At 60.7% G+C, this 6777-nt stretch carries 6 protein-coding genes; 3 read left to right on the top strand and 3 right to left on the bottom strand.

Translation table 11 applies throughout. The annotated features are described in order from the left end of the window. The first annotated feature begins 217 nt into the window (after positions 1-217). From RUH75_RS11445 to RUH75_RS11435, 3 genes are all read left to right on the top strand, one after another. Positions 218-790, top strand: coding sequence for a TetR/AcrR family transcriptional regulator (locus RUH75_RS11445; RefSeq protein ID WP_313805924.1), 573 nt, complete (start codon positions 218-220; stop codon positions 788-790). 106 nt (positions 791-896) lie between these two features. Continuing rightward, positions 897-3005 (top strand): TonB-dependent receptor domain-containing protein, encoded by a 2109-nt coding sequence (locus RUH75_RS11440; RefSeq protein WP_313805922.1) that lies wholly within the window; start codon positions 897-899, stop codon positions 3003-3005. Positions 3006-3069: 64 nt separating this feature from the next. Beyond that, positions 3070-3837 (top strand): SDR family NAD(P)-dependent oxidoreductase, encoded by a 768-nt coding sequence (locus RUH75_RS11435; protein WP_313805920.1) that lies wholly within the window; start codon positions 3070-3072, stop codon positions 3835-3837. Positions 3838-3844: 7 nt separating this feature from the next. Here RUH75_RS11435 and RUH75_RS11430 read toward each other — a convergent pair whose 3' ends face one another. The 3 genes from RUH75_RS11430 to RUH75_RS11420 form a co-directional block, all read right to left on the bottom strand. Further along, positions 3845-4519 carry a TetR/AcrR family transcriptional regulator gene (locus RUH75_RS11430; RefSeq protein ID WP_313805918.1) on the bottom strand — a complete coding sequence of 225 codons (675 nt, stop codon included), beginning with the start codon at positions 4517-4519 and terminating at the stop codon, positions 3845-3847. Positions 4520-4594: 75 nt separating this feature from the next. Continuing rightward, positions 4595-5809 carry an acyl-CoA dehydrogenase family protein gene (locus RUH75_RS11425; RefSeq protein ID WP_313805916.1) on the bottom strand — a complete coding sequence of 405 codons (1215 nt, stop codon included), beginning with the start codon at positions 5807-5809 and terminating at the stop codon, positions 4595-4597. Between the two features lie 54 nt (positions 5810-5863). Further along, on the bottom strand, positions 5864-6697 hold the full coding sequence (locus RUH75_RS11420; RefSeq protein ID WP_313805914.1) for a phytanoyl-CoA dioxygenase family protein: 834 nt from the start codon (positions 6695-6697) through the stop codon (positions 5864-5866). Positions 6698-6777 lie beyond the last annotated feature (80 nt).

Genomic DNA, 6777 nt, shown 5'->3' with positions numbered 1-6777 from the left:
CGGCATCGAAAATGCCCTCGATGGCCTCGCTGAATATACCAACGCTCAAACCATCATCACTAATGAAGTGGCTTGAGGCGGGCATGACCACCCTTCCCCCCTCCCGCCTGCATGGCCGGGCAATATACGGAGCAACAGCTTGAGCAGCCCGGCCGAAAATCCATCATGGCGAAGCGACAACGGCGCCAAACGGCGCACCCGTACGCGGGAGAAGCTGATGTCGGCGGCTGCGCGCGTGGTTTCCGAAATGGGGGAAACCCACGCCCGGATCGAGGATTTCATCGCGGCGGCGGGAATCTCCCGGGGGACCTTCTACAATTATTACGGGACGCGCGAGGAACTGCTCGATGATCTATGGAAGCGGGTCGGCAGCGAACCCTTCCATGATATCCAGCTGGCTTCCCAGACCATCGAAGACCCGGCCGAACGATTCGGCACCGAAGCACGGCTTATCCTGGCCCGCGCCGCGCGCGATCCGACCTGGGGCTGGCTGGTCTACAGCATGTCGGACCTGAGCAAAGTGCCGAGCGATCTGCTGAGCTATCCGCGCCCCGATCTTGTCATCGGCCATCGAAGCGGTCGCTTCCGCTTCACCAATCTCGACTGCGCGAACGACATGGCCGTCAGCACGCTGCGCCGTGCCCTGCGTGGTGTGCTGGAGCAGGATCGCACCGACGACTATGCCTTGGGCATGGTGGAAATGCTGCTGAGGGCACTGGGCATTTCCGACGAGGAAGCCAAGATGATTGCCACGCAGCCGCTGGCGGTCGCCCCTGAAAAACCGTCGTGACGGCAGGCGGAAAAAGCAACCGCCTCAAAGGCCCCTGAAACCCCCGTCTGCCTCATGAATGCGGGCGGTTCTGCGTACCAAAAAATCAATAGTGGGAGGAAACATCGTGAATAACAGATTGATTTTGCCGATATTCTGTTCGGCGGCGGCATTGTGCGCCGGTGCCGGCATGACCCCGGCCGCTGCCCAAACCACCCAACGTAGCGCAAGCGATGACAATGGCGGGCTGGTCGATATCATTGTCACGGCGGAAAAGAGGTCCGTGTCCAGCCAGCGCGCGGCGGCGGCGATCACCGCCATCACATCGGATGAAATCACCGCGCGCGGGATTCAGAACGTCCTTCAGGTCCAGAATCTCGTTCCCGCGCTGAAACTCGCGCAGGAAGGATCGACCGCCGTGGCGTTCATCCGGGGCGTCGGCGTCGCGATCAACCTCAACACCGACCCCGGCGTATCGGTCAATTTCAACGGCACGAACATACCGCGCGACGTGACGGGCGCCACCAACATGTTTGACGTGGAGAGGGTTGAGGTACTGCCGGGACCGCAGGGCACCATTTATGGGCGGAGCGCTTCGGGCGGCGTCATCAACGTCGATTTCAAGCGGCCGGGCAAGGAAATGGGCGGCGATTTCCAGGTCGAATATGGCAATTATGATTTCGTGCACCTGTCCGGGGCGATCGATCTGCCGGCCAGCGAGACGGCCCGCTTCCGCATCGCGGCTAACTATAACAAGCGGGACGGTTATCTTTCATCGGGATCGGGCGCGGAGGATGATCTGGGTTTCCGCCTGTCGACCGTTCTGGAACCGACCGATCGCCTGTCCGTCTTTCTGTGGGGTAGCTACATCGCCCATCGGGGATCGTTCCCCAATGGCGTGAACTATCCGTTCCTCGATCCCGATCATCCTTATAACGACCTGCAACCAGCCGCTTACCAAGCCTTTGGACCAGTCAGCGAGGGCACGTTCCACCAGGACGTCTATCTGGCCGGCGGGCAGGTGGATTATAAGGGGGACGGCTTCACGCTCAGCTATATCCCGGCCTATTCCCGGGCGAAGGCGGATACTTATTATTTCTACGGCGGCGTACCGATCGTCTTCGATTATAGTGTCGATCAGCAATCGAACGAGTTGAAACTCGCGACGGACCCCGGCTCCCGGCTGCAAGTGCTTGGCGGCCTGTATCAATTCAGGATGAGCTACAAGGATTTCGTGGTCGGCCTGCCCTTCGGCAATGTCTATGATTTCCCTCTCAGCAAGCTCTATGGCGTTTCCGCCTATGCCCAGTTCACCTATTCGCTCAATCCCGCACTCAGGGTCGTGGTTGGAGGACGTTACTCCTCCACCAAACGGCATGCCGAGGTGAACGAGAATCTGGGCGTAGGCGTACCGCCGCAGCCCTTCACATTTTCGAAGCGCTACAATCGTGCCGACTGGAAAGCCGGGATCGAGGCCGATGTCGGCCCCGCATCCATGGCCTATGCCACTATCCAGACCGGTTTCAATCCCGGCACGTTCAACACCAATCCCAGCGTTCCGGGATCAAAGCCCGGCGTGGACCCGACAAAGCTTCTTTCCTATACCGCCGGGATAAAGAACCGTTTCTTCAACAACCGCGTCCAGTTCAATGTCGAAGGCTTCTATTATGACTACCGGGACCTGCTGGTCACGGCCGCCAATGTGCGCACCGGCGTGACCCAGGCCTATAATGCAAAGAAGGTCGAAATCTACGGCATGCAGGTCGATACGCGCTATGCGCCGACATCTCGCACGGAATTTCATGCAAGCGTCGGCTACCTCCACGCCGAAAACAAGGATTTCATATTCCCCGACCCCAGTGGCGGTGCGGATATCGATCTCACTGGCCTGACCCCGATCTATGCCCCGCGCTGGACCATCAATGTCGGCGCGTCGCAGACGATCCCGCTCCGGTCGGGCGCGGAAATCGTGCTGCGCGCGGACAATCATACGGAAAGCCACGCCTGGGCGCAGTTCGACCATGCGCCGGGCACCCGCACCGGCAGCTATTCGAAGACCGATCTTTCCATCAGCTTCAGCCCCGCCGGCAAGCCGTTTTCGCTCACCGGCTGGGTGCAGAATGTGGAGAATGCTCGTCAGACCTCGCTTGCGGTCAGCGGCGGCATTCCGGGGCCTGCGGCGATCGTCCTCGCCCGACCGCGAACCTATGGCGTGCGCATGGGCTTCGATTTCTGATCGCGCTGGCCGGGGGAACAGCGATCGTTCCCCCGGCCGTTCCATTTCCCGAGAGGAGAATATCGTGTCCCAACGACTGGAAGGCCGGATCGCCGCCGTGACGGGCGGAGGACGCGGAATAGGTTTTGGAACCGCGCTTCGCCTGGCGCGGGAGGGCGCGGTCGTCATCATCCTGGAACAGGACAAGGGCCTGATGGAGCAGGCCGTGGCAGATTTGAAGGCTGAGGGGCTGTCCGCACATGGGTTCGCAGTGGACATTTCCGACGCCCCGGCCGTGGACGCGACCTTCAAGACCATCGCGCAGACAATCGGACCTCCAGCCATTCTGGCGAACGTGGCCGGCATCTGCCCCTTCGCGGCGGTCGAGGCAATTGGTGCCGACGAATGGCACCGGGTTGTCGCCGTCAATCTGACAGGGACCCTGCTTTGCTGCCAGGCCGTCATCCCTCATATGAAACGCGCTGGGTTCGGGCGCATCGTGAACACGGCATCCGGCGTATTTCGCGATGGTACGCTCGGCGCCCCTCATTATGTGGCGACCAAAGGCGGCGTCATCGGCCTGACCCGCGCCCTCGCAACCGAATTGGGCGCATTCGGCATCACCTGCAACGCCGTTTCACCCGGCCCGATAGCGACCGAGGCAACCGCGTCGCTGATGAATGATGGCAGCGGCATGACGGAACTGATGAAAAACCTGCTCGCCAAACAGGCGATCAAGCGCATCGGGCAACCATCGGACGTGGCCGCAGCCATGGCTTTTCTGGCGAGCGATGACGCCGGTTTCATCACCGGTCAGACGGTGGAGGTCAATGGAGGCTTCGTCTATGGATAAATCAACTCTATCGCCCCAATATCTTCAATCCCGCCGCTACGTCGATCGCTGGATCGAGGATGCTGGCCGCACGCAGGCCACCGGCCAGGATTTCGATCGTCGCGTCGATCAACTGGCTTTCAATGTCCCAGTCGCGGCCATTTTCCAGCCATTTGAGGCTGAGTTGGAACATCGCTGAGGCCGCCGAATTGACCGTCGACAGCAATGCCTTCGATTCAGGATTGAAGCCCAGCGTCGTCAAGGCCCAGCGCCCGACAGTGGCACGGTCATGCTCCAGCACCGTGATCGCTTCCACATCCGAAACGAAGGCGGTGGTGCCGCGCGCATATCCGATCAGCAAATCCTCATTCTCCGCCACCAGAAGATAGTGATTCCGGATGATCGATCTGATCTGTTCATGAGGCTCCAACGCGGGATCGGGTGTGCCGACATGGAACAGGCGGCGAGAAATCTCGCGAATGGCCTCCTGATACAATCCCCGCTTGTTCCCGAAATGATGGAACAGCAGGCCATGGGCAACGCCCGCCGCGGCGGCGATCTCCACCATCTGGACATCATCGAAGGAATGTTCGGAAAACAGCCGGACGGCGGCCTCCAATATGCGCTGGCGGCTCGCCAATCCCTTCCTGCGTGGACCGGATATGGCGGAATCCGCGGATCGATCGGTGATGTCGTCAGTCATGTCGCGCTTATCAACGCAGCTGACGACAAGGTCCAGAAGGATTTAGGGACGACCCTTCCCATGGCCTTCCCGACCTCATGCGACTCCGAAATGAAGCCGGGTCAGCAGCCCCTTCGTCACCTCGCTGAAGAAGACGACGCCATTATGGCTGCGCAGCGTGGACATGTCGCGCCAGGCACGCTGCATCCGGGTTCCGTCGGCCAGATTGCTGGTGCCCGCGGTCCGGAACATGATCTCCATCGCGTCCCAGGCCAGATCATTGGCTTCGCGGAACATCGCCATGAGCCGCATTTCGAATTCGTCGGTGAAGCGGCCGTCCCGCGCGGCCTCCGTCCACTGCCGGGCAGCGGTCATCACGATCGCCTCGGCCGAGAGTATCTTGCCGGCAGCAGTACCATACCATGCCTGGAAATGCGGATCATGCGTCCGGGGAGCCGGCGGGCCGAAGGTCACATTCTTGTGCATCAACGCTTCATAGGTATCGAGCGCGTTCATGGCGATGCCGATGCCGATCAGCGCGGTTTCACCGATGAAAAAGGATTTGGCCCCGCCTGCATATATGGGATTGCCGTGCAGCCGCGACCCCGGCGTGCCGTCGACAATATCCGCTTCCATGATGTCCAGGCCAGGGAAAATCAAGCGGCCCGGTATGACCGCCCTTTCCAGCTTCAGGCTATGCGATCCCGTCCCCTTCATGCCGAGTTGCCCGCCCCAGTCGTCCAGTCGCGTATATTTGTGGGCCGATGCGATGAAGAGCACCGGGCTGCCGTCGTGCGCATGGGCCGCGCGCCCGATGAAATAGCCCGAATAGGGCGCGCCCGAACAATAAGGATAAACTCCTGAAATCTCCCAGTCGCCATCGGCAAGCGGCGTGGCGGTGCCGGACGGCTTGAGCACGCAGGGCGCGATGAAATCGGGGTCGGCGAACAATTCGGCCTGGATATCCTCTTCGAACAGAGCCCCGACGTTGAGGGCGCGCGATCCGCCCAGACACAGCATCCACCCGGTGGAAGGACAGCCTGCCGTGATTTCGAGAATGACCCTGAAGAATGTTTCGATGTCGAATTCAAGACCGCCATATTTTTTGGGCGTCAGTATCCGGTAGAAGCCCGCATCCTTGAATTGCTGGTGGACTTCCTCGGAATAAAATGTCCTTGCCTCCACTTCCTCCTGCAAGGGAACCAGCGTCGGCCTGATCGCCCTGGCGCGATCGATGACCCCGGCTTCACTGAACGCCTGGGGTGACGTCTCCGCAACGGCGGAGGCTTTTCCTATGGCTATGGCGGACATGTCGGTTCCTTTCGGCGGCAATCAGGGGTCGGGGAAATGTATGAAAAGGCGTGATCAGGCCACGACCGGGAAATGGATGGGCGATACGGGACGGCCCGGCTCCACGCCGGATGCATCAGGATACCACTGCTCCTTGACCGCGGCCGGATCGTAGACCGCATCGTCCCCGAAAAGGCGGACGGAGACGGCAATGCGCTGATCCGGGCTGCTGTTGACGAAGGACCGGTGAACGGTGAGCGGATGATGGATCAGGCAATCGCCCGGTTCCAGATCCCAACTGAGAAAATCATAATCGCCGGTTCCATCCATCAAATCAGCCGGCAACGGCGTGGCGTAACGGTCGCTTTCCAGACCGATCGGCGCATAGATCTGGCCCCAGCGATGCGATCCGGAGACATATTCCAGCCCCGCCGCCGCGCGCGGCGCCGATGTGAACGGAACCCAGATGGACAGGATATCGCCGCCGGTGAACGGCCAATAGGGCATATCCTGGTGCCAGGGCGTGGGCATCTTCATCAGGTCGAGGGGACCCTCCGGCGCCGCGGACATCTGGGCCTGCTTGACGAAAAGCTGATCATAGCAATAGCGCACCTCCTGAACCCGCATGAAGCTACGCGCGATCTCGCCCAGCGGGGACTGGAAGAGGAAATCACGGAAATCCGGGTCCGTTTCCGCCATGTACATGCGCGCCCGGTCCGGCGGAGGATTGCCGATACCGGACCAGCGCTTCTCCTCATGCTCGCGGGTATCGGCGACGTGGCGAAGGGAAGCCTCCGCCATGCGGTCGCACCAATCCCTGTCGAACTGGCCGCGAAGGCAAACGACGCCATCCCGCTCGAAGATTTCGACCTCCGATGGACGAAGGGGCTTCAACAGTGACTTGTTCATTCAGCTTTCTCCCTGCTTCCGCCGCACTGATCGATCATGCGGCGGAAACACAAAATCCCCATTTGACTGTCCGAAACCGA

The organism is Sphingobium sp. (assembly GCF_032153725.1).
Classification (GTDB): Bacteria; Pseudomonadota; Alphaproteobacteria; order Sphingomonadales; family Sphingomonadaceae; genus Sphingobium.
This window is presented reverse-complemented; position numbering and strand designations above follow the sequence as displayed.